Origin of the sequence: Nonomuraea typhae (assembly GCF_009760925.1) — a bacterium.
GTDB lineage: Bacteria > Actinomycetota > Actinomycetes > Streptosporangiales > Streptosporangiaceae > Nonomuraea > Nonomuraea typhae.
Genome location: NZ_VRLV01000006.1, coordinates 506830 through 532388, shown reverse-complemented (window position 1 = coordinate 532388; position 25559 = coordinate 506830). Strand labels below are relative to the sequence as shown.

At 71.6% G+C, this 25559-nt stretch carries 18 protein-coding genes; 10 read left to right on the top strand and 8 right to left on the bottom strand.

What is annotated here, in order from left to right; all coding sequences use genetic code 11:
* Window positions 1-12: 12 nt before the first annotated feature.
* Genes FVE25_RS25270 through cysS form a run of 4 tightly spaced genes read left to right on the top strand, consistent with a single transcriptional unit; the run spans window position 13 to window position 7066 of the window.
* Window positions 13-1953 carry a hypothetical protein gene (locus FVE25_RS25270; RefSeq protein WP_157249512.1) on the top strand — a complete coding sequence of 647 codons (1941 nt, stop codon included), beginning with the start codon at window positions 13-15 and terminating at the stop codon, window positions 1951-1953.
* Window positions 1954-1957: 4 nt separating this feature from the next.
* Window positions 1958-3778 carry a UvrD-helicase domain-containing protein gene (locus tag FVE25_RS25265; RefSeq protein ID WP_157249511.1) on the top strand — a complete coding sequence of 607 codons (1821 nt, stop codon included), beginning with the start codon at window positions 1958-1960 and terminating at the stop codon, window positions 3776-3778.
* Between the two features lie 59 nt (window positions 3779-3837).
* On the top strand, window positions 3838-5673 hold the full coding sequence (locus tag FVE25_RS25260) for a sigma factor-like helix-turn-helix DNA-binding protein (RefSeq protein WP_246267402.1): 1836 nt from the start codon (window positions 3838-3840) through the stop codon (window positions 5671-5673).
* Window positions 5674-5689: 16 nt separating this feature from the next.
* Window positions 5690-7066: a cysteine--tRNA ligase gene (gene cysS, locus FVE25_RS25255; protein WP_157249509.1), complete on the top strand. Its 1377-nt coding sequence runs from the start codon at window positions 5690-5692 to the stop codon at window positions 7064-7066.
* On the opposite strand, the gene FVE25_RS25250 is transcribed toward cysS, so the two are convergent.
* Window positions 7053-7823: an SDR family oxidoreductase gene (locus FVE25_RS25250; protein WP_157249508.1), complete on the bottom strand. Its 771-nt coding sequence runs from the start codon at window positions 7821-7823 to the stop codon at window positions 7053-7055. The two genes, cysS and FVE25_RS25250, sit on opposite strands and share 14 nt — an antisense overlap.
* A gap of 450 nt (window positions 7824-8273) precedes the next feature.
* On the opposite strand from FVE25_RS25250, the gene FVE25_RS25245 reads away from it, so the two are divergent.
* Complete coding sequence (locus FVE25_RS25245; protein WP_246267401.1) at window positions 8274-10763, top strand: penicillin acylase family protein; 2490 nt, start codon at window positions 8274-8276, stop codon at window positions 10761-10763.
* Here the strand turns inward: FVE25_RS25245 and FVE25_RS25240 are convergent.
* Window positions 10747-11694, bottom strand: coding sequence for an MBL fold metallo-hydrolase (locus FVE25_RS25240; protein WP_157249506.1), 948 nt, complete (start codon window positions 11692-11694; stop codon window positions 10747-10749). The genes FVE25_RS25245 and FVE25_RS25240 overlap by 17 nt on opposite strands.
* Before the next feature lie 42 nt (window positions 11695-11736).
* A complete protein-coding gene (locus FVE25_RS25235) occupies window positions 11737-12177 on the bottom strand; it encodes a hypothetical protein (protein WP_157249505.1) in 441 nt (146 codons plus the stop codon).
* 67 nt (window positions 12178-12244) lie between these two features.
* On the opposite strand from FVE25_RS25235, the gene FVE25_RS25230 reads away from it, so the two are divergent.
* The gene (locus tag FVE25_RS25230; RefSeq protein ID WP_157249504.1) at window positions 12245-13159 is read left to right on the top strand and encodes a hypothetical protein; all 915 of its coding nucleotides are present in this window, start codon (window positions 12245-12247) and stop codon (window positions 13157-13159) included.
* Window positions 13160-13212: 53 nt separating this feature from the next.
* Here the strand turns inward: FVE25_RS25230 and FVE25_RS25225 are convergent, their stop codons facing one another.
* Window positions 13213-13614: a DUF6113 family protein gene (locus tag FVE25_RS25225; protein WP_157249503.1), complete on the bottom strand. Its 402-nt coding sequence runs from the start codon at window positions 13612-13614 to the stop codon at window positions 13213-13215.
* 11 nt (window positions 13615-13625) lie between these two features.
* Window positions 13626-14513 (bottom strand): N-acetyl-1-D-myo-inositol-2-amino-2-deoxy-alpha-D-glucopyranoside deacetylase, encoded by an 888-nt coding sequence (gene mshB / locus FVE25_RS25220; RefSeq protein WP_157249502.1) that lies wholly within the window; start codon window positions 14511-14513, stop codon window positions 13626-13628.
* Window positions 14514-14558: 45 nt separating this feature from the next.
* Between mshB and FVE25_RS25215 the strand changes: the two genes are divergently transcribed.
* The 4 genes from FVE25_RS25215 to FVE25_RS25200 all read left to right on the top strand — a co-directional run bounded on the left by FVE25_RS25215 (window position 14559) and on the right by FVE25_RS25200 (window position 21101).
* A complete protein-coding gene (locus FVE25_RS25215) occupies window positions 14559-16631 on the top strand; it encodes a S9 family peptidase (protein WP_157249501.1) in 2073 nt (690 codons plus the stop codon).
* Between the two features lie 33 nt (window positions 16632-16664).
* Window positions 16665-18878, top strand: a complete 2214-nt coding sequence (locus tag FVE25_RS25210) for an ATP-binding cassette domain-containing protein (RefSeq protein ID WP_157249500.1) — start codon at window positions 16665-16667, stop codon at window positions 18876-18878.
* A gap of 83 nt (window positions 18879-18961) precedes the next feature.
* Window positions 18962-20323, top strand: a complete 1362-nt coding sequence (locus tag FVE25_RS25205; RefSeq protein ID WP_157249499.1) for an alpha/beta fold hydrolase — start codon at window positions 18962-18964, stop codon at window positions 20321-20323.
* A 70-nt stretch (window positions 20324-20393) separates the two neighbouring features.
* On the top strand, window positions 20394-21101 hold the full coding sequence (locus FVE25_RS25200; protein ID WP_157249498.1) for a hypothetical protein: 708 nt from the start codon (window positions 20394-20396) through the stop codon (window positions 21099-21101).
* Window positions 21102-22138: 1037 nt separating this feature from the next.
* Here the strand turns inward: FVE25_RS25200 and FVE25_RS25195 are convergent.
* The 3 genes from FVE25_RS25195 to FVE25_RS25185 are packed head-to-tail and all read right to left on the bottom strand — an operon-like array spanning window position 22139 to window position 25517.
* A complete protein-coding gene (locus tag FVE25_RS25195; RefSeq protein ID WP_157249497.1) occupies window positions 22139-22720 on the bottom strand; it encodes a TIGR03086 family metal-binding protein in 582 nt (193 codons plus the stop codon).
* Window positions 22720-25203 (bottom strand): RNA polymerase sigma factor, encoded by a 2484-nt coding sequence (locus FVE25_RS55360; RefSeq protein ID WP_246267399.1) that lies wholly within the window; start codon window positions 25201-25203, stop codon window positions 22720-22722. The genes FVE25_RS25195 and FVE25_RS55360 overlap by 1 nt, the downstream gene beginning before the upstream one ends.
* The gene (locus FVE25_RS25185; RefSeq protein WP_157249496.1) at window positions 25200-25517 is read right to left on the bottom strand and encodes a YciI family protein; all 318 of its coding nucleotides are present in this window, start codon (window positions 25515-25517) and stop codon (window positions 25200-25202) included. The genes FVE25_RS55360 and FVE25_RS25185 overlap by 4 nt, the downstream gene beginning before the upstream one ends.
* Window positions 25518-25559 lie beyond the last annotated feature (42 nt).

Genomic DNA, 25559 nt, shown 5'->3' with positions numbered 1-25559 from the left:
CGTAGCCTGCCGATGCCGCGCGTCCTGGCCGCGATCGGGCCCGAGTCCCTGGGCGAGCTGCTCACGGAGATCGCGCTGGAGCACTGGCCGGCGGCCGCCGTCGGCGACGTGCTGCCCGCCCTCCACGTGCTCGACCCGGACGACGCCGACGAACCCCAGGTCGCGATCGCCCTCGACCGCGCGGGCTCCTGGCCCGGGCTCCTGGCGCTGACCAGCCGGGAGCTCATGGACCAGCCGTTCATCCAGGCGCGTCCGGTGCTCGCCACGCTGTTCTCGGCAGTCCTGGTACGGCTGGCGCCGTCCGGCCGGGTGGAGCGCGCGCTCACCCGGGCCCCGCAGCCGGTGCCGGAGAAGGCCCCGGTCGTCGCCGGGCAGGAGGAGCCCGAGCCCACGGTCCCGGACGAGGCGGAGGAGCGCGAGAGCGCCGGGTCGGCGCGGGAAACCCCGGCCGCCGAGCTCGGCCAGGAGGCTCCGGCCGAGGAGGAGGCCGACGCGGCTGCGGACGCCGAGCCTGCCCAGGTCGCCGGTTCTGCCCAGGTCGCCGGCCCTGACCAGGTCGCCGGCCCTGACCAGATCGCCGCCCCTGCCGAGGTCGCCGACGCTGACCAGGTAGCCGACCCCGGCGAGGAGACCGGGCCTGCCGAGGAGGCCGCGTCTCCCGAGGGGGCGGTGCCTGCTGACGAGGCCGGAGCCGCCGACGCGCCGGAGCCCGAAACCCAGCCTGAGCCCGGCCCTGAGCCGGAACCCGAATCCGAGCCGGAGGCCGAGCCTGGCCCGGAGGCCGGACCCGAGGCCGAGGTCGAGTCCGAGGCCGAGGCCGAGGCCGGCCTCCAGGCTGAACCCGAGGCCGGGCCTGGGCCGGAGGCCGAGGTCGCGCCGGGTCCCTCGCTGCCCGCGCTGATCGAGGCCGCCTTCGCCGACCTGGACGACAAGAGCTGGGCCGTCGCCCAGAACCGGGTCTTCACCCACCAGCCGTCGGCCGTGGAACAGCTGGCCAAGCTCTTCGCCGTGACCCCCGCCGAGATCAACGCCACCGAGATCGCCTTTCGTTCACGTGTCGACCGGTGGCTGGCCAGCGACGAGGCGGCGCCGTACCGGGAGCATCTGGACGCGCTGCGCGGCACGGTCGGCGAGTCACCGGCCCGGGAGCAGCTGGTGGGCGCCGCGGAGTGGCACGCGGTGGAGATCAGGGCGCTGGAGGTCCCGGCGTGGCAGTTCGTGATGGCCACGCTCGCGAGCACGTCCGGCGCGGCGGCCGCGGACGTTCAGGCGCCCACGCAGGCACCGGAGCCAAGCCACTCGGAGCCGGTCACCCCCGGCCATTCCGAGCCTGCGCCCCCTGAGGCCGCGCAGGCGCCCCAGGAGCAGGTCAGGTTCGGCGCGTTCGACCCGCAGGAGCAGGTGGAGCAGAACGGCGAGCCGGCCCATCAGTCGTACCAGCCGCTCAAGGACGTCTCCCAGACGCGCCGCTGCTTCCGGCAGCCCGACGGCCGCTGGTATCTGCGGGTGGACGTGACAGGCGAGCACCTGAACGGCGGCGAGTGCCTGCTGCCGACCGGGTTCGCCGCATATCTGGGTCTTTCGCCGGGCGAGAGCCGTACGGTCAGAAGTGCGGCGGGCGAGTTGACGATGAGCTGGCACGGCCGCCCGGTGCTGGAGTCCGTCGCGCGGTTGCTGCTGGACGTGGGGGCGAAGGAGGGCGGGCACGTGTTCCTGACGCTGTCGGACGAGGGCGTGCTGCGGGCGCGGCACCTGCCGGTGGCGGCCCCGAGCGCCGACAAGATCACCAAGGCGCTGCGGCTGGTCTGCTACACGGCGCCGGACGCGGGGCTGGAGGTGGCGGCGAGGGTGATAGCGACCAGGATCGGCATGACGGGGCCGGTGGCTCTGAAGGATGTGCTGGCCAGGCTCCGCGAACGCGGGGACCGCGACCTGCTCGCGCTCTTGGACTGAGCCCATGCCGCGCCTCGCGATAGGCCCCGACTTCCCGCGCGGACTCAGCGCACTGGCACTGCCGGAGCGCGCGATCGCCGTGAACGCCTTGCGGCGGTTCCTGCTGACCGAGAACGGCGCGCCGCATCCGGAGCGGGTGCGGGGCGCGCGGGACGCCAGGGTGGCCACGCTGCGGCTGGCCCAGGGTCGGCGTGGCGTGCTGGTACGGCAGCGCGAGGTGTACTGGCTGCGTGCCCTGCTGCCGGACCCGGAGGCGTGGTCGTTCGCCCAGAGCCACCGGTATGGCGTCAATCCGGTGATCGGGGTGCTGGAGGAGTGGGACGCGGCGGCGCTGGAGCGGGTGGAGCCTGCCTTGCGGCGGTCGGCGGGCGCCTCGCGGTTGTTCGACCCGATCTGCGACGGCGACCTGCTGGCGCTCGGGCTGGATCCGCGGGTGTTGCCGCTGGTGCGGCTGATCACGACCGAGGCGGACGTGGCGGCGCTGGAGCCGCTGCTGCCGCCCACGCAGCACCTGCCGCTGGCGGTGCTGGGCCGCGGGGGTTCGATGTCGGAGGCGTGGCGGGAGCTGGACGGCTGCCGCGCCGTGGACGATGACATCAGCCGCGTCGACCAGGACGACCTGCACGCGGCGCTGGTGCGCAGCCCGGACCGGGCGGTGTTCGCGGCCGACACCGACGAGCTCGACCGGGTGCTGACGGCCCCCGACTGGTGCACGTTCCTGCATCCGCCGCAGCACCGGCTGGCCAAGGCGGCCCGCTACGACCACCCGGTGCTGGTGGTCGGCGGCGCGGGCACCGGCAAGACGCTGCTGGCCCTGCATCGCGCCGCCCATCTGGCCGAGCACGGCGGCGGGCCGGTGCTGCTGGTGACGTTCTCGCAGAGCCTGTGCGAGGACCTGTCGGCCCGGCTGGACCAGATGATCCAGGACGAGATGATCCGCAAGCGGGTCGAGGTGGACAACGCCGAGCGGCTGGCGGTGCGGATCGTGGCCGACGCGGAGGGGCGGCGACCGGCTCTGGTGGGGCCGAAGGCGCGCTCGCTGGCGCAGCTCACGGACGAGGCGCTCCGGCTGCTGTCGATCGCCACGGGAGATCTGCTCGACGATGTGGATCCCGGGCGCAAGCCGTACCGTCACATGGTTGTGGACGAAGCGCAAGATGTCTCTCCTGCGCAGTGGCGGCTGCTGCGGGCGGCGGTGCCGCACGCGCCCGACGACCTGTTCGTCGTCGGCGATCCGCATCAGAGAGTGACGGACACGCGGGTCTCGCTGAGCTCGGTGGGGATCCCGGCGGTGCAGCACGCGCTGCACGTGTCCTATCGGCTGCCGGAGGAGATCCTCGCGTTCGGCGTCAGGCTGCGCGGTGGCGGGCCCACGGATGGGCTGGTCAAGGGGCTGGCGGCGATGTTCGGGCTGCGGGGGAACGGGCACGCGCAGCGCCCGCGGGTGCTGGCCTACGACACGTTCGAGGCGGAGCTGGCCGGGCTGGTGGCCACGGTGCGCTCCTGGCTGGAGGAGGGTGTCGCGGCGGGCCAGATCGCCGTGGCGGCGCGGACGATGAAGCTGGTCAGGGCGGCCAAGAAGGCGCTGGGCGGGCTCAACGTGGCGGTCGCGCCGTTCCATCACCTCAAGGGGCTGGAATTCGAGCGTGTCGCGCTCATCGGGGTGACGGAGGGTGTCGTACCGGAAACCCCGCCGGAGGACCCGGCCGCCCGTGCCCGGGCGCTGCAGCGCGAGCGAAGCGTGCTTTACGTGGCCTGTACCCGGGCCCGCTCCATGCTCTATATATCCCATTCGGGAAGAGGAAGCCCATTTCTCTCCCTCTGATCACATAGTCTGAACTGCGGATACTTCCCTTTGCCGGTTGGACCCCAATGAATCTCAGCTTGAGCGACCTCGCGCCTCCGCTGCGCTGGACATCCCCCAGCCAGATCGCGCCGATCGCGGAAGAGCCACAGCTGCCCGAGGCATGGTGGCACGCGATCCCGATCGACCGTGCCTGCCTGCTGGCCGGCACCCCGACCGTCGCGGGCAACCTCGCCGACCTCGCCGTGGCCTTCTGGGGGCACCTCCCCCTGGGAGACATCCTGCCGTTGCTGCGTTTCTCCGACCCCGTGGAAGCCGAGCGCACCCCGGAGTCGCTGGGCCGCGACGCCGTGCTCAAGTTGTTCGTGCGCGTCTTCGAACGGCTGATGGAGCCCGTGCCCGAGCCGCAGCAGGCCCCCCGGGCCGACCGGCCGGTGCCCGAGCTGATCGACGCGGTGTTCGCCGCGCTCGACGAGCGGCAGCGTGCCATCGCCCGCGACCGTCTCTACGCCGCCCACCGCGCCACCCTCGACGAACTGGCCCAGCGCTTCTCCGTGACCCGCGAGCGCATCCGGCAGATCGAGCGCGACCTGCGCGACCACGTGGAGAACTGGCTGGGCAGCCCGGAGGCGGCGCCGCTGGTGGCGCACGTGACGTGGCTGCGCGGGCGGCTGGGCTCCGCCGTACCCGCGGACGACCTGGCGGCGGCGGTGCCGTGGCACCGCGGCGAGCTCACGACGCTGAACATCCCCACCTGGCGCTTCGTGCGCACCCTGCTGACCGGCTACGAGCAGGCCGACGACTGGCTGGTCGCGGGCGGCGGCGACGAGCTGCGGGAGAAGACCCGGCAGTTGTTCGCCGACGGGCCCCGGCCGATGGGCGAGGCCGTCTCCATGGTCACCCAGCTCGGCGTGCGCGAGGACGTGGCCGAGCGGTGGATCCTGGCCGTGCCGCAGCTCCGGGTGCTCGACGGGCACGTGGTGCCGTGGCCGCGCAGCATCAACGAGAAGGCCGAGGCCGTCCTGGCCGTCGCCGGGCGGCCGCTGTCGCCGGAGGAGATCCAGGAGCGCATCGGCGAGGACTACAGCCTCGTCGGCATCCGCAACCAGCTCACCGCCGACGAACGCTTCCTGCGCGTGGACCGGAACAAGTACGGGCTGACGCGCTGGGGCGGCGACGAGTACCTGGGCATCCGGGAGATGATCGCCCGGGAGATCGAGCGGGCCGGCGGCGAGGCGTCGGTCAGCACGATCGTCACCAACCTCACCTCCAAGTACGACGTCAGCGAGAGCTCGGTGCGCGCCTATTCGGGCGGCCCCGGGTTCGAGCGCACCCAGCGCGGGTGGATCAGGGTCGCGGGTACGGCGCCGCCGGGTGAGGCCGCGGCCGAGCCGTACCAGCCGCGCAAGGACGTCTCGGAGACCCGGCGCAGCTTCCGCAGCCGCGACGGGCGCTGGTGGCATCGGGTGGACGTCAACGCCGAGCACCTGCGCGGCTCGGGTTCGCCGCTGCCGACGGGGTTCGCGGCCTATCTGGGGATGGCGCCGGGCGGGCAGCTGACCGCCTCGACGCCCTCCGGCGACGTGGTGATCAGCTGGCACAACCAGCCGACCATGGGCTCGATCCGCAACGTGCTGGCCGACTTCAAGGCGGGCGAGGGTGACCACGTGTTCCTCACCGTCTCCGACGGCGGCGAGTTGCTCACGCGGTTCCTGCCCGCGGCCAACCTGGCGCTGACGCCGCTCGGCCGGGCGTTGCACCTGATCGGGTACACCGCGCCGGTGAACTCGGAGCTGGAGGGGCTGCAGCTCATCGGGGCGCGGATCGGGCTGCCGGAGTCCTCGACGCGGGACGAGGTCATCGGCCGGCTGCGCGAGCGGGGAGATCGGGACATCCTGGGTTTTCTGGGGGTGTGAGTTCTAAGCTCGGGTCATGTTGCGGATCTATGACACGAGGACCAGGAAGGCGGAGACGATTTCTCCCACGTCCGGCGTTGTCCGGATGTACTCCTGTGGTCCGACCGTGTATCGGTTCGCGCATGTGGGCAACCTGCGCACCTACCTGCTGTCGGATCTGATCCGCCGGGTGCTCGAGGCACGCCGCATGCGCGTGCGCACCTGCCAGAACATCACCGACGTGGGCCATCTCGTGGACGACGCGGAGACGGGCGAGGACAAGATCCTCATGCAGGCGCGGGCCGAGGGGAGGTCCACGCTGGACGTCGCGCGCTTCTACGAGGACGCCTTCCGGCGCGACTGCGCGGCCCTCAACGTACGGCCGGCCGACGTCACGCCCCGGGCCACCGAGACCATCGACCTGATGATCGAGCTGATCGTCAAGCTGATGGAGAAGGGCCATGCCTACGCGGTGCCCGACGGCTCGGTGTTCTTCGCCGCCGAAACCTTCCCCACCTATGGCGAAATTTCCGGAAACCGGCTTGACGCCCTCAAGCCCGGCCACCGCGAAGGCGTCGACCCGCGCAAACGCTTCCACGCCGACTGGGCGCTCTGGAAGCAGTCCGACCGGGACTTCACCTGGCAGACCCCGTGGGGCGGCACCGGCTTCCCCGGCTGGCACATCGAGTGCTCGGCCATGTCCATGCGCTTCCTGGGCGAGCACATCGACATCCACACCGGCGGCATCGACCTGCGCTTCCCCCACCACGAGGACGAGCGGGCCCAGTCCGACGCCGCCGCCGGCCACGAGGTCGTGCGGCGCTGGGTGCACGGCGAGCACCTGCTGTTCGACGGCAGGAAGATGGCCAAGTCCACCGGCAACGTGGTGCTGCTGCAGGACGTGACCGACGCCGGTCTGGATCCCCTGGCGCTGCGGCTGGCGTTCCTGGAGCAGCGCTACCGCCAGCAGGTCAACCTGAGCTGGGACATCCTGCGGGCCGCCGACCGCACCCTGCGGCGCTGGCGGTCCCGGGTCGCCGAGTGGGCCGAGTCGCCCAGCGCCCCCCTGTCGGCCGGGCACGCCACGCGGGTACTGGACTCCTTCGAGGACGACCTCGACACCCCGGCCGGGCTGCGGGTCCTGCGCGAGCTGGAGCGGGATCCCGCGGTGCCGCCGGGCGCCAAGTTCGAGACCTTCCTGCATCTCGACCACCTGCTCGGGCTCGACCTGTCCAGCGAGATCGGCAAGGCGCCCGCGCTGCCGCCGGGCGCCGCCGAACTGCTCGACCGGCGGGCCCGCGCCCGGGAGGCGCGTGACTGGGCGGCCGCCGACCGGCTCAGGGACGAGCTGTCGGAGATGGGGGTGAAGGTCGCCGACACGCCCGGCGGGCAGACCTGGGCTATCGAACGATGACCGGCGCCTTCGGCTGCTCGGCCAGAAACGCCTCCCACGTGCGGGCGCCGCGCTCGCCGTCCGCCGTGAGGTTGTCCCCGGCCCGGTAGGCCCTGCCCGCCTTGCCCGGCATGCGAATCGGCAGGGTGAGCCGTCGCCGGCCGGTGGCGGCCAGGTAGCCGGTCAGCAGGTCGGCCAGGCCGTACACCGTGGGTCCTGCGAGATCGGGCACGAGGCCGGCCGGGCTGCCCAGGGTGAGCTCGGCCAGGCGGGCGGCGACGTCGCGGGCGTCGACCGGCTCGAAGCGCAGCCCGCCCGGGATCGGGACGACGGGGAGCTTGGCCATCGCCTTCACCACGTTGAGGGCCAGGTAGTGGAACTGGGCGGCGCGCAGGACGGTCCAGGGCAGGCCCGAGCCCATGATCTCCCGCTCGGCGGCGAGCTTGCCGCGGAACCAGGCGAGCGGCACCCGGTCGGCGCCGATGACCGAGATGTGGACCAGGTGGCGCACTCCGGCCCGCTTCGCCGCCCGCACGAGGTTGCGGGCGGCCACGTCGTCGCCCTTGGCGCCGCCGGCCAGGTGGAGGATGGTGTGGACGCCCTCGACCGCGGCGTCCACCCCTTCGTCCTTGAGCAGGTCGCCGCGGACGTAGGTCACGCCGGGCTCGGCCGGGCGCTCGCCACGCGTCAGGACGCGGAGTTCCTGACCGGCTTCGCGCAGGAGCGGCAGGACGAGCCGGCCGAGGGCGCCGGTGCCACCGGTGATCAGGATGGTCATGACTGTCTCCAAGGTCGCGCTGTGTGCTTCTGTCACGTTGACGGAGCGCGTGGGAGAAACGTGACGGCCGTTCCTCCCTGATATGGCCATGCCGGTATGGGCACCCTCCGGCATTTCCCCAGGAAAGCGGTGATCTCGGCAACCTGCATGCAACGTCGCCCTGCTTACGTTGCCCAATGGCGCACTGTCCTCCGCGCCCCCGCAAAGAAGGAGGCGTGCGCCCTCGGGCGGACGGTCCCTGCCATGCCGTCCGCCCGAACCCGGATCAGGGCTTCTGACCGGTCTCCTCCACGATCGTGCCTTTCGGGTGTCCGTCATGACACGCGTTATTGCCCCGGGCCGCGCGGCTGGTTTCCCCATATTTCCGGATGGCAGAGATCCTCTCCGCATCGGCCTTCGCACTCACTCGCTGGTGCCACACTGGTGCGAGCTGGCGAGATGGAGGTATTCGTGAGGGTTAGGCCCTATGCGGGGTTGCCATGGCCGCTGCGGTGGCTGGCGCGGCTGCTGACGGTGGTCCTGGCACTGGGCCTGGTGCTCGCGGGAGTCGTCGTGGTCATCGTCCGGCAGTCGTTCCCCCAGGTGGAGGGGGAGCTCAAGATCGCGGGGCTGACCGGGAGCGTGGAGGTCAAGCGTGACCGCTCCGGCGTCCCGCACCTCTACGCCGACACCGCCGAGGACCTCTTTCTCGCCCAGGGCTTCGTCCACGCCCAGGACCGCTTCTGGGAGATGGATTTCCGCCGCCACGTGACCGCCGGCCGGCTGTCGGAGATGTTCGGCGCGGCCACGCTCGGCAACGACAAGGCCATCAGGACCATGGGCTGGCGCCGGATCGCCGAGCAGGAGCTGTCCATGCTCAGCGAGCGGACCCGGCGCTACCTCGACTCCTACGCCAAGGGCGTCAACGCCTGGCTGGCGGCCAACCCCAACGCCTCCGACCGCAGTCTCGAGTATTCCGTGCTCAAGCTCCAGAACTCCGCCTACCGGCCCGAGCCCTGGTCGAAGCTGGACTCGGTGGCCTGGCTCAAGGCGATGGCCTGGGACCTGCGTTCCAACATGGAGGACGAGATCGACCGGGCGCTGGCCGCCGCCAAGCTGCCCAGGGAGCGGGTCGATCAGCTCTATCCCGGCTACCCGTTCGCCAAGCACCAGCCGATCGTCACCCAGGGCGCGATCGCGCAGGACCGCTTCGACGAGAAGGCCGAGCCGCGCGTCAAGGGCGTGTCCGCGCTGACCGGGGCGGCCGAGGCGTTCGACGCCGTGCGCAGCACGATGGGCACGCCCGAGCGCGAGGGCATCGGCTCCAACTCGTGGGTGGTCTCCGGCGAGCACACGGTGAGCGGCAAGCCGCTGCTGGCCAACGACCCGCACCTGTCGCCCGCGATGCCCTCGGTGTGGTACCAAGCCGGGCTGCACTGCAGGAAGAAGTCGGAGGCGTGCATGTACGACGTCACCGGCTTCACCTTCTCCGGCGTGCCCGGCGTCATCATCGGCCAGACCGACAGGTTCGCCTGGGGCTTCACCAACCTCGGGCCCGACGTCGCCGACCTGTACCTGGAGCAGGTCAAGGACGACACCTACCTCTACAAGGGCGAGTGGGCCAAGCTCGAGACCAGGAAGGAGCAGATCAAGGTGGCCGGCGGGGCGCCGGTGACGATCACGGTCCGCTCGACCCGGCACGGGCCGCTGGTCAACGAGGTCATGGAGAGCGTCAAACCCACCGGAGAGGCCACCGCCGTGGCTCTGCAGTGGACGGCCCTGATGCCGGGCCGTACCGTCGATGCGATCTTCGACCTCAACCAGGCGACCGACTGGCACGAGTTCCGGGCGGCGGCGGCGTTGTTCGAAGTCCCCTCCCAGAACCTGATTTATGCCGACACGGAGGGCAGGATCGGCTACCAGGCGCCCGGCCGCATCCCCGTCCGGGAGAAGGGCGACGGCACCTGGCCGGTGCCCGGCTGGACCGGCGAGTACGAGTGGAAGACCGCGCCCATCCCCTATGACCAGCTCCCGACGGTCTCCGACCCCTCCGAGGGCTACATCGTCACGGCCAACAACGCCGTCATCGACCCCGGGCGCTACAAACCGCTGCTCACCAAGGACTGGGCGTACGGCTACCGCTCCCAGCGCATCGCCGGCCTGCTGGAAGCCGAGATCAAGAAGGGCAAACTGGACGCCGCCGCCATGTCCCGCATCCAGCAGGACACCCGCAACGGCTTCGCCGAGACGCTGGTGCCCGCGCTCATGAACGTGAACCTGGCCGGCCCCGCCGTCGAGGCCCGCCGGATGCTGAAGGACTGGGACGGCTCCCAGACCCTCGACTCGGCCCCGGCCGCCTACTTCAACGCCGTCTGGCGGCACCTGCTCAAGGGCCTGTTCGACGACGACCTGCCCGAGGCCGCGCGGCCGGCCGGCGGCGACCGGTGGTACGAGGTCGTGGGCGACCTGCTGGAGCGCTCCGACGACCCGTTCTGGGACGACACGACCACCAAGGAACTCACCGAGACCCGCGACGGCGTCCTGCGCCAGGCCATGGCCGACGCCTACCAGGAGCTCGCCGACCGCCTCGGCGCGGACGTCAGGCAGTGGCGCTGGGGCGAGCTGCACACCCTGACGCTGACCAACGCCTCCTTCGGCGCCTCGGGCATCGCTCCGATCGAGATGTTGTTCAACCGCGGCCCGCTGAGCCTGCCCGGCGGCAAGGACGCGGTCAACGCCACCGGCTGGAACGCCCAGCGGGGCTACGAGGTCAACGCGGTGCCCTCGATGCGCATGGTCGCCGACCTCAGCGACCTGGGGAAGTCGCAGTGGATCAACCTGACCGGCGCCTCCGGCCACGCCTTCCACGACAACTACGGGGACCAGTCGGAGGTGTGGGCCCAGGGCCGGCTCATCCCGATGCGCGCGCCGGCGGCGCACACGCTCACGCTCCGCCCGTGAACCCCCGCGTCTCCCCCACCGCCAGGTCCCACAGGGCCTCCCGGGGGAGTCCCTGCTCCGTCCAGGCCGCCCGCGCGGCCTGGACCGGGGCCAGCAGCGGCTCCCCCGACAGCAGGAACGTGCCCCAGTGCATGGTGGCCATCCGCCGCGCGCCCACGTCCAGGAAGCCCTGGACGGCCTCGGCCGGGTTGACGTGGGAGGTCTTCATGAACCAGTTGGGCTCGTAGGCGCCGACCGGCATCAGCGCCACCTCGAGGTCCCCGGCGTACCGCTCGCCGATCTGCTTCAGCCGATCGCCGTAGGCGGTGTCACCGGCGAAGTACACCGAGCCGCCGATCACCCAGCCGCCCCACAGGGTCTTGCAGGTGTCCCAGATCGTGCGCCGGCTCCAATGGTGGGCGGGCACGAAGTCGAAGCGCACCTCGCCGAGGTAGGCCGACTCCCACCAGTCCAGCTCGTGCACGCGGCGGAACCCGCGCCTGGTGAACCAGGGGCCGAGCCGGGCGGGCGCGAAGATCGCGGTGTCCCTCGGCAGCCTGCGGATCGTGGGCGCGTCGAGGTGGTCGAAGTGATTGTGGCTGATCACCACGGCGTCGACCTTGGGCAGGTCGCTCCAGGCGACGCCGGGCGGCGTCAGGCGCTGCCGGGTACCGGGGATGCGGCGCGACCACACGGGGTCGGTCAGGATCGTGAGCCCGCCGACCTGCAGGACGAAGGTGGAGTGGCCGACCCACGTGACCGTCGTCTGGCCGGTCCCGGCGCGGGGCAGGCCGCCGTTGCGCAGCACGGGGATCTGGTCGGCGTCGCCGGTGTCGGGACGGAAACCGCCGTGCCAGGCCGCGCTCAGCAGTTCGCGGAACTCGGGCAGGGGGCCGGTGAGCCGGTCGCGGAAGTCCTCCGGCCACTGCGGCCTGTGAACGGTCTGCGTCATGAGCTGCCCCCTGCTCCCTGTCACCGAACTGTCACCGAGCGATCACACTTGTTGATCCCCATTTGGGCGTCTTCTCCACCAGGGGGCCTTCCTGGGGTATCCGCCGTCCTCAAGGTTGGCGAGGCGTTCGAACACGTTGTAGGAGGCCTGGTGTCCACAGATGAGCAGGGAGGTGAACATGGCGAGCAGATAGAGCGGGAGCATGGGCAGCCCGGCGCAGCACGCCCACTGGGTGGCGTGGCGGCCTTCGTGCCGGATGAGGCGTTCGTCCAGGCTGTGGTGCCTGGTGAGGACGACGTTGCCCACGGTGAAGGCGCCCGCGATCGGGAAGCGGTAGCGGTAGCCGAAGGCGAGGATCAGCCCGTCGGGACCAGGCTGCCTGACGGCGCCGCCGGCCTTGGCGATGAGCAGGCCGAGGGGCGTCGCGAGGGTCACGAGGTTTACCGCCCGGCGAATCCGGTAGGTGATGTTGAGACTACTCACCCCTTGACCAATCTTGACAAGTCGGAATAATGATCCACGTCCTGAAATCTCCCCAAAGAGCAGGATCATGCGATTCACCACCTGGACCGCGGTAGCCGGAACGGTGGCTCTCGCCACCGTCGGCGGCGTCGCGGTCACCCAGACGTCAGCATCGGACCCCCTACGAGACGCCGGCCACCCCATCGGCGCGCAGGTCGCCTTAGCGGCCACACCGAGCGCGACCCCCTCGACTGGGACGTACACCGCCAAGACGAAGGTCGTCAAGAAGAAGGGCGTCTCCTATCTGGACGTCGCCATCCGGTACGGCGGAGCCGCCCGCTTCACGGTCAAGCAGCGGGTGTGCAAGGCCAAGTCATGCCGGACCGCGACCGCGGAGCTCCCCGTGACGACCGGGGCGGGGCAGGCCAGCAAGAAACTCGGCAAGGGTTCGTTCAAGAAAAAGGGCAAACCCGCTGTCAGCATGAAGAAGCTGCCGTGGCCCACCAAGACCGTCACCGCGACGGCCCCGGCTCCGCCCGGCGCCACCGTCACGGCCACGGTCACCGCGCCGCCCGTCACCAGCACCGTCACCCAGACCGTCACGGTCACCGAGCAGGCCCCGGCGCCGCCGCCCGAGACGGTGACGGTGACCGCGACGTTCACCTGCCAGCCGGCTCCGCCCGTGCCCACCGGCACCGCTACCCCCGGCCCCGGCACACCGGGGACGCCCGCCGTACCCGCACAGCCCGGCGTGCCCGACGCGAGCACCCCGACCCCGACCCCCACGCCAACCCCGACTCCGACCCCGACTCCGACCCCGACCGGCACTCCGACGCCGAGCGACCCGGGCACTCCGACGGATCCGGGCACCCCGACGGACCCGGGGACCCCGACCGCCACCGACGTCCCGACGTGCCCGGACCCGACGGCCAGCGTGCCGCCGACCGAGCCGACGCCGGAGCCCACCGAGCCGACGCCGGAACCCACGCCTTCGGTTCAGTAGGTTCCGCCAGACCACGAGGGGGCAGCCGCCCGCAGACCGGCTGCCCCCTCGTCCTATTGCGGGTTGCCCGGCTCGTGGCCGCGCAGCAGCCACGACCCGGAGGCCGGTGAGGACGGCGCCAGCAGAAAGGCCACGACCAGCGCGACGGCGCCGCCGTACAGATAGACGTAGCCCGCGACGTCGGCGGCGATCACCAGATCGCCCGCGGCGCGCTTGATCGAGAACAGCATCGAGACCAGCAGCCAGCCCACGGCGATCGCGGCGGCGGCCAGCTTGGCGCGCATCATCCTGCCCGCCCCCAGGCACGCCCCCAGCAGCAACAGCACCCAGACGATCGCCGCGGCCGGGACCGGCCCGAGGTACCACGCGTGGGTGAACCCGCCGACCAGGCCCATCGCGAGGCCCAGCACGAACAACATGCCGTAGGCCGCGCCACCCAACGCCGACTGCTCCATGGCGAACGAGGTTAGTGGATGCCGGAGAACAGGTCGCTCTCGCGGGTGTACGGCTCGCCCAGGCCGCCGGCCTCGACCGGGGCGCCGGGCAGGGCCCTGCCCTTCTCGCCCCGGTGCAGGATGAAGTGTTCCACGCCCGCCGCGCGCTGGCCGATGGTGTTGGACAGCGCGAAGAACGGCTCCTTCACGATGATCTGGGTGGCGTGCGCGCGCATGGCGTCCAGCTTGGCGCCCAGCCAGGGACGTGCGTCGATCTCGGTGGTGATGTCCTCGTCGGCGCAGCCGAACGGCTGGTCGTCGGGGTCCTCGACGAGGAAGCCGGTGCCCGCCTCGCGCAGCGCCTCGGCGTCGCGGCGCATGACCGACTTGGCGGTGGCCGTGTAGTAGAGCTTGGCGACCTGCCACGGCTGCCCGGAGCCGTGGGCGGGGTCGGCGGCCAGCTCGAACGCGCGCACGGCCACCCGGTTGGCCTGGATGTGGTCGGGATGACCGTAGTAGCCGTTGTCGTCGTAGGTGATCAGGACCTGCGGGCGCACCTCGCGGATCACCTCGGCCACGCGTCCGGCCGCCTCGTCCACGTCCGCGCGCCAGAAGGCGGCCTCGAGGTCGTTGGCGGCCGCGCCCATCATGCCGGAGTCGCGGTAGCCGAGCAGGCGGTGGTCCTCGACGCCGAGCGCCTTCAGCGCCTCGGCCAGTTCCCTCGCGCGGTACCCGCCCAGGTCGGCGGAGCCCTCCAGATGGGCCAGCCGCGGCGGGATCACCTCGCCCTCCTCGCCGAGTGTGCAGGTCACCAGCGTGACGTGGGCGCCCTCCGCCACGTACCGCGCCATCGTCGCCCCTGTGCCGATCGTCTCGTCGTCCGGGTGCGCATGCACGAGAAGCAGCCGCCGATCAGTCATATGCCAGAGACTAACCAATCCCCCCTTGCTGGCAGGATGAGGACCATGAGTGAGAGTTTCCCGCGCCTGTCGGCCAGGACCCGCCGCTTCACCCTCGGAGTGCCGAGGGGCTTCACGATCTCTCCCGACGGCGGGCGGGTGGTCTTCCTGCGCACCCAGTCGGGTGTGGACCCGGTGACCTGCCTGTGGGAACTCGACACCGCCACACACGTCGAGCGCCTGGTCGTCGACCCGCGCAAGCTCTCCGGCGCCGACGAGGAGAACCTCCCGCCCGAGGAGCGCGCCCGCCGCGAGCGCAGCCGTGAGCAGGCCGGCGGCGTGGTCGCCTACTCCACCGACGCCGACGTCACGCTGGCCGCGTTCGCGCTGGCCGGCGGGCTCTACCTCACCGAGCTGGCCTCAGGCCGCACCAGGAAGATCGAGACGGCGGGCGCGGTCGTCGACCCCCGCCTGTCCCCCGACGGCCAGAGCCTCGCCTACGTCTCCGGCGGCGCCTTCCACGTGCACGACCTGGCCTCCGGCCGCGACCGCGCACTGGCCGCCCCCGAGTCCCCGACGGTGACGTACGGCCTGGCCGAGTTCATCGCCGCCGAGGAACTCGAGCGCATGCGCGGCTACTGGTGGTCGCCCGACGGGGACAAGGTGCTGGTCGAGCGGGCCGACGAGGCGCCGGTCCCGGAGTGGTACATCGCCGACCCGGCCAATCCCGACCGCCCCGCCGTACCTCAGCGCTATCCCGCGGCGGGCACCCGGAACGCGCGCGTCGAACTGTTCGTCCTCGGCCTGGACGGCTCGCGGGTGGCGGTGCCGTACGACGACGAGTATCTCGCCGCGGCCGCCTGGGACTCCCACGCGCTGTCGATCGTGACCATGGCCAGAGACCAGAAGTCGCTGCGCCTGCTGACCGTCGACCCGCTGACCGGCGCCTCGGCGATCGTGCGCGAGGAGCGCGACGCCGCCTGGGTGGAGGCGTTCGGCGGCGTGCCGGCGCACCTCGACGACGGTTCGCTGGTCTGGATCGGGGCGCTGGACGGCGGCAACCGCCTGTTCGTGGGCGAGCGCGCCGTCACCCCGCCCACGCTGCAGGTGCGCGAGGTGCTCGCCGTCGACCACGACAGCGTGCTCTTCCGCGCCAGCGGCGGCGACCCCAGCGAGATCCAGCTCTGGACCTGGGACGGCGCCTCCCTCCTGCCGGTCTCCACGCGCTCGGGCGTCTTCACCGGCCGCATGGCCGGCGGCGTGGGCGTGCTGAGCGAGCAGACCCTGGACAACGAGGGCGTCTCGACGACCGTGGTCCGCCGTGACGGGATGGCGGTCCCGATCCCGTCGCTGGCCGAGCGCCCCGGCCTCGACCTGCGCGTCTCGCTCGGCCGCTCCGGCCGCAGGGAGCTGTCCACCGCGGTGGTGCTGCCCTCGTGGTACGAGTCCGGCTCCGGCAAGCTGCCCGTCCTCATGGACCCGTACGGCGGGCCGCACGCGCAGCGGGTGCTGTCGGCCCACGGCGCCTACCTGGCCAGCCAGTGGTTCGCCGAGCAGGGCTTCGCGGTGATCGTGGCCGACGGCCGGGGCACGCCGGGCCGCGGCCCCGCCTGGGAGCGCGCGGTGCTCAACGACCTGGCCGGGCCGGTGCTGGAGGACCAGATCGACGCCCTGCACGGCGTGGCCGAGCAGTACGCGGGCGACCTCGACCTGACCAAGGTGGCGATCAGGGGCTGGTCGTTCGGCGGCTACCTGGCCGCGCTGGCGGTGCTGCGCCGGCCGGACGTCTTCCACGCGGCCGTGGCCGGCGCCCCGGTGACCGACTGGCGGCTGTACGACACGGCTTACACCGAGCGCTACCTCGGTCACCCGGACGAGCAGCCGGAGGTCTACGACCAGTCGTCGTTGTTCGCCGACGCGGCCAAGCTGGAGCGCCCGCTGCTGCTGATCCACGGTCTCGCCGACGACAACGTGGTGGCCGCGCACACGCTCCGGCTCTCCTCGGCGCTGCTGGCCGCCGGCCGTCAGCACAGCGTGCTGCCGCTGTCGGGAGTCACCCACATGACGCCGCAGGAGGTCGTGGCGGAGAATCTGATGCTGCTCCAGGTGGAGTTCCTGAAGCGGTCACTGGGCGTGTAGGGATTTGTCGGTACCGGCGGCTAGTCTGCGCCGGTGCGCGAAACCATCACGATTGTCGGGGCCAGGGAGCACAACCTCAAGGATGTCTCCCTGGAGATCCCCAAGAACCAGATCACCGTGTTCACCGGCGTCTCCGGCTCCGGCAAGTCCTCGATCGTCTTCGACACCATCGCGGTCGAGGCTCAGCGCCAGCTTTACGGGACTTTCAGCTGGTTCATCCGTAACCAGCTGCCCAAGTACGAGCGCCCCCACGCCGACTCCATCAGCGGGCTGACCACGCCGGTCATCGTCGACCAGAAACCGGTCAGCGGCAACGCCCGCTCCACCGTCGGCACCATGACCGACATCATGCCGATGATCCGCGGCCTGTTCTCGCGGGAGAGCGGGCTGCCGGTCAACCTCTTCTCCTTCAACGACCCCAAGGGCATGTGCCCGGAGTGCGATGGCATCGGGCGATCGGTCCAGCCGATCCTGGAGCTGATGGTCGACCGGGACAAATCGCTCAACGAGGGTGCGATCCTGCTGCCGGGTTACAAGGTGGGCGGCGCCGCCTGGCAGGTGTACGGCAAGCACGAGCGGCTCGACCCCGACAAGCCGGTCAAGGACTACTCGCCGAAGGAGGAGCACGAGTTCCTGCACGGCACCGGCAAGGTCTCGGTCGGCGGCATGTTCAACATGACCTACGAGGGCCTGCTGGACAACTTCGTGCGCACCAAGCTCAAGCGCGAGACCAGCGAGAAGACCCGCGAGCAGATCAGGCCGTTCATCACCGAGGGCGTCTGCACGCTGTGCCGCGGCGCCCGGCTCAGCCCCGAGGCGCTGGCCCCGCGCGTCAACGGCAAGAACATCGCCGAGTACGCCGCCATGCAGATCACCGACCTGATCGAGCACCTGGGCGGGCTGGGCAACCCACTGGCCGACGGCGCCCGGGTCGCGCTGGAGCGGGTGGCCGGCATCGGGCTCGGCTACCTCAGCCTCGACCGCGCCACCGCCACGCTCTCCGGCGGCGAGGGCCAGCGGCTGAAGCTGGTCAAACACCTCGGCAGCACGCTGATCGGCGTCACCTACATCTTCGACGAGCCCAGCACCGGCCTGCACCCGCGCGACGTGGGCCGCCTCAACACGCTGCTGGCCGCGCTGCGCGACCAGGGCAACACCGTGCTGGTCGTCGAGCACGACCCCGACGTCATCGCGGTGGCCGACCACGTGGTCGACGTCGGCCCCGGCGCGGGCGCCCACGGCGGCACGATCGTCTTCCAGGGCACGGTCGAGGAACTGCGCGCGGCCGACACCCGCACCGGCGCCGGCCTGCGCGCCACGGGCACCCTGAAGGAGCGGGTCCGCACCCCCGACGGCAAGCTCCCCATCGAAGGCGCGAGCCTGCACAACCTGAAGAACGTCTCGGTCAGCATCCCGACCGGCGTCCTGACCGCGGTCACCGGCGTGGCGGGCTCCGGCAAGTCCAGCCTGATCGCCGACGTCTTCATGACCACCTACCCCGAGTCGATCTTCGTCGACCAGTCGGCCATCGGCGCCTCCACCCGCTCCACGCCCGCCACCTACATCGGCGTGATGGACACCGTCCGCTCCTTGTTCGCCAAGGCCAACGGCGTGCCGCCCGGGCTGTTCAGCTTCAACTCCGACGGCGCCTGCGAGGAATGCCAGGGCAGAGGTGTCATCATCACCGAGGTCGCCTACATGGACCCGGTCACCACCCACTGCGACACCTGCGACGGCCGCCGCTTCAAGGAGGCTGTGCTGGCGCACCGGCTGCGCGGCAAGTCGATCGCCGACGTGCTGGAGATGCCCGCCGAGGAGGCGGTGGACTTCTTCACCGAGAAGGCCGTGCGGCCCAAGCTGCAGGGGCTGATCGACGTCGGGCTGGAGTACCTCAGCCTCGGCCAGTCGCTGAGCAGCCTGTCCGGCGGCGAACGCCAGCGCATCAAGCTGGCCACCCAGCTCCAGCGCACCGGCGGCGTCTACGTCCTCGACGAGCCGACCACCGGCCTGCACATGTCCGACGTCGGCACCCTGTTGGCGCTGATGAACCGCCTGGTCGACCAGGGCAACACGGTCGTGGTCATCGAGCACAACCTCGACGTGATCATGCACGCCGACTGGATCGTCGATCTGGGTCCCGACGGCGGCAAGGACGGCGGTGAGATCGTCTTCGAGGGGACCCCGGCCGACCTGCTGGCCTTCCCCGGCTCCCTGACCGGCGAGGCGCTCCGCCGTACCGTGGGCTGACATACCCCAGTCGGACCACGGCCTGTTTTCTTCAGACCGTGGTCCGACGCCCTCCCAGGCCGCTTACCCGGATCCTTGACGGCATGCTTCGAACCCTGGCCACCGTGCTCCTGGCCCTGACCCCCGCCCCCACGCCGTCTGCCCTGCAGTGGACCCCATGCCCGGGCGACAAGATCGGCATGGAGTGCGCCGACCTGACGGTCCCCGCCGACTGGCACAAACCCGACGGCCGCACGATCACCCTGAAGGTGGGCCGCCTGAAGGCGACCGGCAGGTCCGAGGGATCCGTCCTGATCGCGTACGGCGGGCCCGGCGGCCCCGGCATCGCCCTGACCCAGCGCACGGCCGAGAGCTGGGCCGGCCTGCGCCGCCGCATGGACCTCCTCACCTGGGACACCCGCGGCTACGGCGAGCAGTTCCAGGGCCTCAGCACCGGCCTGTCCTGCGTCTGGACCAGGATCCCGCTCTCCCCCGTCCCCCGCGACGACGCCGAGTTCGGCCGCCTGGCCGCCACCAACCGCAGCTACGCCGAGACCTGCCGCAACAAGGACCCCGAGCTCTTCGCCAACATGAGCTCCGCCGACCACGCCCGCGACATGGAGGCGATCAGAAGGGCGACCGGCGGCGCCAAGCTCAACTACTACGGCGCTTCGTATGCAGGCTTCTACGGCCAGGCATACGCCCGCCTGTTCCCCGGCAACGTGCGCACGATGGCCCTGGACGGCACCTGGAACCACAGCGCCGCCGACTGGAGCACCGAGCAGGACGCCATGGCCAGGACCAACGAGCAGTTCGCCGCCCGCTACTTCACCTGGAAGGGCAGCGGCTCGGCCCGCCGGTGGCAGTCGCTGGTGGCCGCCGCCAACCGCACCCCGATCCCCGCCAAGAGCTCCCCCGGAGTCGCCTACAACGGCCGAGACCTCCAGAACCTGTTCCTGGGCCTGACCCGTGGCGGCCCCGCGGCCTGGGGCAAGCTGGCCAAGGCGATCGACGACGCCCGCCGCGGGGATGCCTCCGGCTTCGTCCCCGAGCAGGGCGGCCGCTACCCCGACCAGCTCACCGGCGTCACGGAGTGCACCGACTGGCCAAGGGCCACCACCCGCGCCTCCCTGACAACCGAGGTGAATCGCCTGAGGAAACTGGCCCCCAGCACCGGCGAAGCCGGCACCTTGGCCGCCGGCACCCTGGCCTGCATAGGCTGGCCGGCAGGGGTGACCAACCCGCCCACGCCACTGCCCAAGGGACTGCCCCCGCTCCTGGGCACCGGAGCCTGGGGGGAGTCGGACGCGGTGCAGCGCGTGGTGAACCAGGTCCCGGGCAGCGCGGTGGTCCGCCACGAAGGCCCCGGTCACACGCTGTACGCGTTCAACCCCTGCGCCCGCACCCACATAGACCGCTACCTGACAGACACGAGACTCCCCCCGGCCCCCGACACGAAATGCTGACGAAAGTAGAGCAACCCACCTGCCGATAGAGGGATGCCCCGGCCTCCGCCCCCTGGGCAGAGTCGCCCCCATGCTCCTCCCGGGAAACCGCATCGCCGCACTGACCCTGATCGTGGGCCCGCTGACCTGGTGCGCCGGCCTCCTCCTCCGCTACCTGCTCACCGAGGTCATCCTCACTCCCGGCCAACGCCAGTGGGCCGCAGCCCAGGACTTCGCCGGCCCAGGCCAGCTCCTGGCCTACTCCCTCAACCCCGACCTGGTCACCCTCGCCTACGCCGTCTTCGTCCTGGGCGTAGTCCTCCTGTTCCCGACTTACCTGACCCTCGCCCAGCTCATCGGCACCCGCCTGGCCTACTGGGGCGCCACGCTGGTGATCGCCGGCCTGTTCGCCCGCCTGTACTTCGCCGGCGCCGACCAGACCGCCTTCCAGCTAACGGAGGTCCTGGGCGTAGCAGAGGCCACCACCACCGTCATGTCCCAATACGTCGACATCTCCTACGGCCCTTGGCGCGTCCCCGTCTGGTGCTCAGCAGGCCCCTTCCTAGGCGGCATCCTCCTGGCCGCAGCCGCCTGGCGCACCGGCCTGTTCGGCACCGCGCGCGCCCTGCTGATCGTCCTACCCCACCTCACCTGGATGGGCGTCCTGAAGGCCGCCACCCTCTCCGACCCCATCGTGACGATCCTGCTCACCGCCATCCTCGCCCCCATCGCCCTCCACCTCCACCGCTCCGGCCCACCACCCCTCCCCAAAACCCGCCCCACCCTCCTGAGCTGGTGAACCCCGCCTCCTTGACCCCACATCCCCACTCGCTCGCGCCCTTGTGGATCCTGCCGCGCCCTGGTTTGGGACCGGCCGTGCCCTTGTGGGGACCTGCCGCGCGCCTATTGGGACCTGCCGTGCCCTTGTGGGGACCTGCCGTGCCCTGGTTGGGACCTGTCGCGCCCTGGTTGGGACCTGTCGCGCGCCTATCGGGACCTGCCGTGCCCTTTCGGGTCCTGGATCACGAACCCTCTCCGAGACCACCACCCGCCTGCCTTGGTCTACCTGGCCTCGCCGCTCATCCACCTGACCCGGTATGCCCACCTCGCCCACATGCCGTTGTTGCCGTCCAGCTCTGCCCCACCTTGCTCGTCCCGCTCCGCCCTCACCCTTCCCGGCCAGCTCCGCCCACCCCGCCCCCTCGCCACGCCCCCCGACTTTGCCCACCCCCGTCACACCCCGCTGGCGCCCGTCACACCCCGCTGGCGCCCGCACACTGTCCGCGCCCTCCCGCCTGACTCCGCGCCGCCCAGGTTTGCCCCGCCCACCTCACGCAATCCCTGTCCCGCCTGCCCCGGGCCCCTGACTTGCCCCACCCACCTCGTGCTATCCATCTCCCAACTGCCTTCGGGCCCCGACTTGCCTCGCCCAACTCGTGGCGTCTGTCTCCTGCCCTGCCCGGCACCGTGGCGCCTCCCGCCCTGGCCGACCCCACGGCGCCTCCCGCCCTGCCCGGCACCACGGCGCCTCCCGCCCTGCTCGGCCCCGCGGCGCCTCCAACCTGCCCCCTCCACCCACGCAGTCGACCTCCCATCGCCTAGCCCCGCGCCCCCGAACCTGACCCCACCCCGAACTGACCCCACCACCCACAGCTAACCGCTCTCGGCCAGCCGCAGCCCGATCCGGCCAGCACACAGGAACGGCCGGGACCCAGGGGTGGGTCCCGGCCTTCGGAGGCGGTGAGTCCAGGGGCTGGCGCTCGTCGGGGTGGAGGTGGTTGGGGTGGAGATGGGGTGGTCTGAGGGGGCTGGGGTGGCTTGTGGGGGTGGGAGGGGTTAGCGGGTCCAGGTGGGGGTGCGGCCGAGGTAGCGGAGGAGGGTGGCGACGGCGTCGTCGCCGGTCTCGGGCTCGAGGGCGGCGGCGAAGTAGCCGTAGGCGCGGGGGCCTTCGACGATCTGCTGGGCGATCGGGAGCAGGTCGCGGGCCAGGTCGGCGGTGAGCGGGGAGGGGCGGCCGGTGGCGACGGCGATGTCCCAGGCGTGGACGGCCGCGTCCAGGGCGCAGGCGCCTGCGCCCACGGGGGCCGGGAGGTTGAAGGGCGGCACGGGGACGGGGACGTCTTGGGCGTCGCGGTCTACGGCTGCCCATGCGGAGCTGGCGGCCTGCAGGGCGTTGTCCAGGAGGTCGCCGGCGGGGGCGGACAGAGTGCCGGAGGGGGCGAACGGGTCCTCTTCGGGGCGCGGGGTGTCGCTCAGGAAGCTGGCGTAGCCGAGCTGGTCGCCCACGGCGTGCTGGAACACCTGGGTGACGGTCCACTCGGAGCAGGGGGTGGTGAGCTGCCAGCCGTCCTGCGGGATGCCGGCGACGGCCTGGCGGAGCGCGGTGTGAGCCTGGTCGAGGATGGTCCACTCAGTCATCAGGGTTCCCTTTCGGTGCCGTTCGATGGCTCTACTATATCAGAACGGAATGCTCTATTCCAATAGCTGAGCTGGAGAAGAGTGAAGCCACATGATGCCTTCTTGAAGAGGTACTCGGCGCGCTCGTACGACAGGCGGCCACGGCCCGTGTCCGGGCACAGATCCTCGGGCCTGGGCATGCGGGCGGGCACCGGCCGCCGGTCCGCCAGGAACAGCGGGCCCCTGCTGCGCCCGGACAGCAGGGAAGGCAACAGGGCAGCCGTCTCGTCACCCCAGGTCAGCCAGCCCTTTCCAGCACCAGGGGCGCGGCGGGCAGCCAGGTCCAGGTCCTCCACGTTGAGCGCGAGGACCGCACCGGCCCCGCCGCCCGATTCGTAGATCAGGCGCCACAGCGTCCTTTCTCGCAGCGACGGGTGCTGCCACAGGTCCGCCAATCGGCCGGCGTCCACGGGCGGGCGGCGTTCGCGGGTCTCCGGCCTGCGTTCCAGAGCGGCCGCGAGGTCCGAGATGTCCCCCCATGCCTGCGCGTCCCCCCAGGCCACCGAAACCGCTGAGGCTGCCGCGTCCGCCGAGGCCGCTGCGTCGGCCGAAGCCGCCGAAGCCGCCGCGTCCGCCGAAGCCGCTGAGGCTGCCGAGGCCGCTGAGGCCGCTGCCCAGGCCGAGAAGGAGCGTACGGCGGCGCGGTGCCGATTCCAGGTCTTGGGCGCCGCCGTACCCCATGCGAGGGCGAAGACCTGGGCTACCTTCGCCGGGGTCACCTCGGAGAGCGGCGTACGCGGGCCGATGTCCATGCGCAGGCGGCGCATCGTCTGGCCGTAGGAACGGATGGTCTGTGCGTCCAGGTCGTCCCGAGCCAGGAACCGCTCCGCCGCTTCACCCAGGCCGATCGCAGCACCGGCGCCACGACCGGCCGCCTCCCCCGACGCAGGCGCAGGGGCAGGCGCAGCGTCTGGGACCAGACCGGACTCCTGGCCCGGGACGAATGCGCCGCCTGCGGCCAGGCTGTCCACTTCGCCCGAGGTGAGAGCGCCGCCTGCGGTCCGGCTGTCCACTTCGCCCGAGGTGAGAGTGCCGCCTGCGGCCAGGCTGGCGGCGTCGCCCACGGTGGAACCGGTTGCCTCGGTGCCCGGGGCGGGGATGCCACCGGACTCCTGGCCTGGGGTGGGTGTGGTGCTGGGGGGATCGGGGTGCGGGGGCAGGGGGGTGGTGGCGCGTTTGAGGAGGAAGGCGCGTTCTGCGGTGTTGCGGGTCAGGGCGGCGGCGCGTTCGAAGGCGGTGCCGGCCTCGGCGTGGCGGCCGAGGCGGGCCAGGAGGTCGCCGTGGACCACCGAGAGCGGGTGGTAGTCCTTCAGGGCCGGGTCGGTGGTCAGGTCGGTCAGCAGGTCCAGGCCGGCTTCCGGGCCTTCTGCCATGCCTACGGCTACGGCTCGGTTGAGCTGGACCACTGGGGAGGGGACCAGCCGGACCAACGCGCCGTACAGGGCGGCGATCTGGGGCCAGTTCGTCTCCTCCGCGCTGCCCGCCTGGGCGTGGGAGACGGCGATGGCGGCCTGGAGGACGTACGGGCCCAGGGCGCCCCCGGACTCGCGGGCGCGCAGCATGGAGGCGAAGCCCTGGGCGATGAGGTCGCGGTCCCACTGGGAGCGGTCCTGCTCGTGGAGTTGCACGGGTTCGCCGGAGGGTCCGGTGCGGGCGGCGGCGCGGGACTGCTGGATCTCCATGAGGGCCACCAGGCCGTGGACTTCGGCCTCGGACGGGGCCAGCCCGGCCAGCAGGCGGCCCAGGCGGAGGGCTTCCAGGGCGATCGCGGGGCGCATGAGGTCGTCGCCCGCGGTGGCGGAGTAGCCCTCGTTGAAGATCAGGTAGATGACCTCAAGGACGGAGGCCAGGCGGGCGGCGAGTTCGGCGGCGGGTGGGAGTTCGAAGGGGATCTGTTCTTCGGCCAGGGTGCGTTTGGCCTTGGCGATGCGCTGGGCGACCGTCTGCTCGGGGACCAGGAACGCGCGGGCGATCTCCTGTGCGGTCAGGCCGCCCAGCAGGCGCAGCGTGAGGGCGGTCCGCTCCTCGGTGGGCAGGACCGGGTGGCTGGAGACGAACATCAGCCGCAGGATGTCGTCATCCAGCACCACCCCGTCCCAGCCGTCCCGCCCCGGAACCGTCTCGTCTTCGCCGCCCTGCGCCGGGGTCACCTCGTCGCGGGCGTCCTGTTCCAAGGTGCGGGCGAGTTCGGCGTGTTTGCGGTCCTGGCGTGCGGTACGCCGGAGGTGGTCGACGGCCCGGCGCTTGGCGGTGGTCATCAGCCAGGCGCCGGGGTTGCCGGGCACGCCGCGATCCGGCCATTGTTCGAGGGCGGCGACCAGGGCGTCCTGGGCGAGTTCCTCGGCCAGGCCCACGTCGTGGACCATCCGGGTCAGGCCCGCGATGATCCGGGCGGACTCGGACCTCCAGACCGTGTTGATCGCCGCGTGGACGTCGCCCGTCATCCGTAGATCTGCTGGATGCGACCCTCGCCGTCACCGATGATCGCGAAGAAGCGCTTGGAGAGCTCCAACGCCTCCTCCTTGGAACCGACCTCGATCAGGGCGAACCCGCCCGCCATCTCCTTGGCCTCGGCGAACGGCCCGTCCGTGACCGTGATCTCGCCGCCCACGGACGTGATCACGCTGCCGCCCAGCTCCATGCCGCCGGTGGCGATGAGCATGCCCGCCCGGGTCAGTTCCTCGACGAACTTGCCCATCTCGATCTGGAGCGTCTCGTCGGAGTTCGCCGTGCCCACGCTCGTCATCAGAAACCTCATGGGCCCGACCTTAGCGTTCCCTGTCACATCGCCGGAACGACG

Bases quoted from the DNA above. Each gene is read 5' to 3' on its own strand.
- cysS (WP_157249509.1), top strand. From the start codon at position 5,690: ATGTTGCGGATCTATGACACGAGGACCAGGAAGGCGGAGACGATTTCT.
- mshB (WP_157249502.1), bottom strand. From the start codon at position 14,513: ATGACTGATCGGCGGCTGCTTCTCGTGCATGCGCACCCGGACGACGAG.
- FVE25_RS25230 (WP_157249504.1), top strand. From the start codon at position 12,245: ATGCGATTCACCACCTGGACCGCGGTAGCCGGAACGGTGGCTCTCGCC.
- FVE25_RS25185 (WP_157249496.1), bottom strand. From the start codon at position 25,517: ATGAGGTTTCTGATGACGAGCGTGGGCACGGCGAACTCCGACGAGACG.
- FVE25_RS25205 (WP_157249499.1), top strand. From the start codon at position 18,962: ATGCTTCGAACCCTGGCCACCGTGCTCCTGGCCCTGACCCCCGCCCCC.
- FVE25_RS25215 (WP_157249501.1), top strand. From the start codon at position 14,559: ATGAGTGAGAGTTTCCCGCGCCTGTCGGCCAGGACCCGCCGCTTCACC.
- FVE25_RS25270 (WP_157249512.1), top strand. From the start codon at position 13: ATGCCGCGCGTCCTGGCCGCGATCGGGCCCGAGTCCCTGGGCGAGCTG.
- FVE25_RS55360 (WP_246267399.1), bottom strand. From the start codon at position 25,203: ATGACGGGCGACGTCCACGCGGCGATCAACACGGTCTGGAGGTCCGAG.
- FVE25_RS25200 (WP_157249498.1), top strand. From the start codon at position 20,394: ATGCTCCTCCCGGGAAACCGCATCGCCGCACTGACCCTGATCGTGGGC.
- FVE25_RS25225 (WP_157249503.1), bottom strand. From the start codon at position 13,614: ATGGAGCAGTCGGCGTTGGGTGGCGCGGCCTACGGCATGTTGTTCGTG.
- FVE25_RS25265 (WP_157249511.1), top strand. From the start codon at position 1,958: ATGCCGCGCCTCGCGATAGGCCCCGACTTCCCGCGCGGACTCAGCGCA.
- FVE25_RS25195 (WP_157249497.1), bottom strand. From the start codon at position 22,720: ATGACTGAGTGGACCATCCTCGACCAGGCTCACACCGCGCTCCGCCAG.
- FVE25_RS25250 (WP_157249508.1), bottom strand. From the start codon at position 7,823: ATGACCATCCTGATCACCGGTGGCACCGGCGCCCTCGGCCGGCTCGTC.
- FVE25_RS25240 (WP_157249506.1), bottom strand. From the start codon at position 11,694: ATGACGCAGACCGTTCACAGGCCGCAGTGGCCGGAGGACTTCCGCGAC.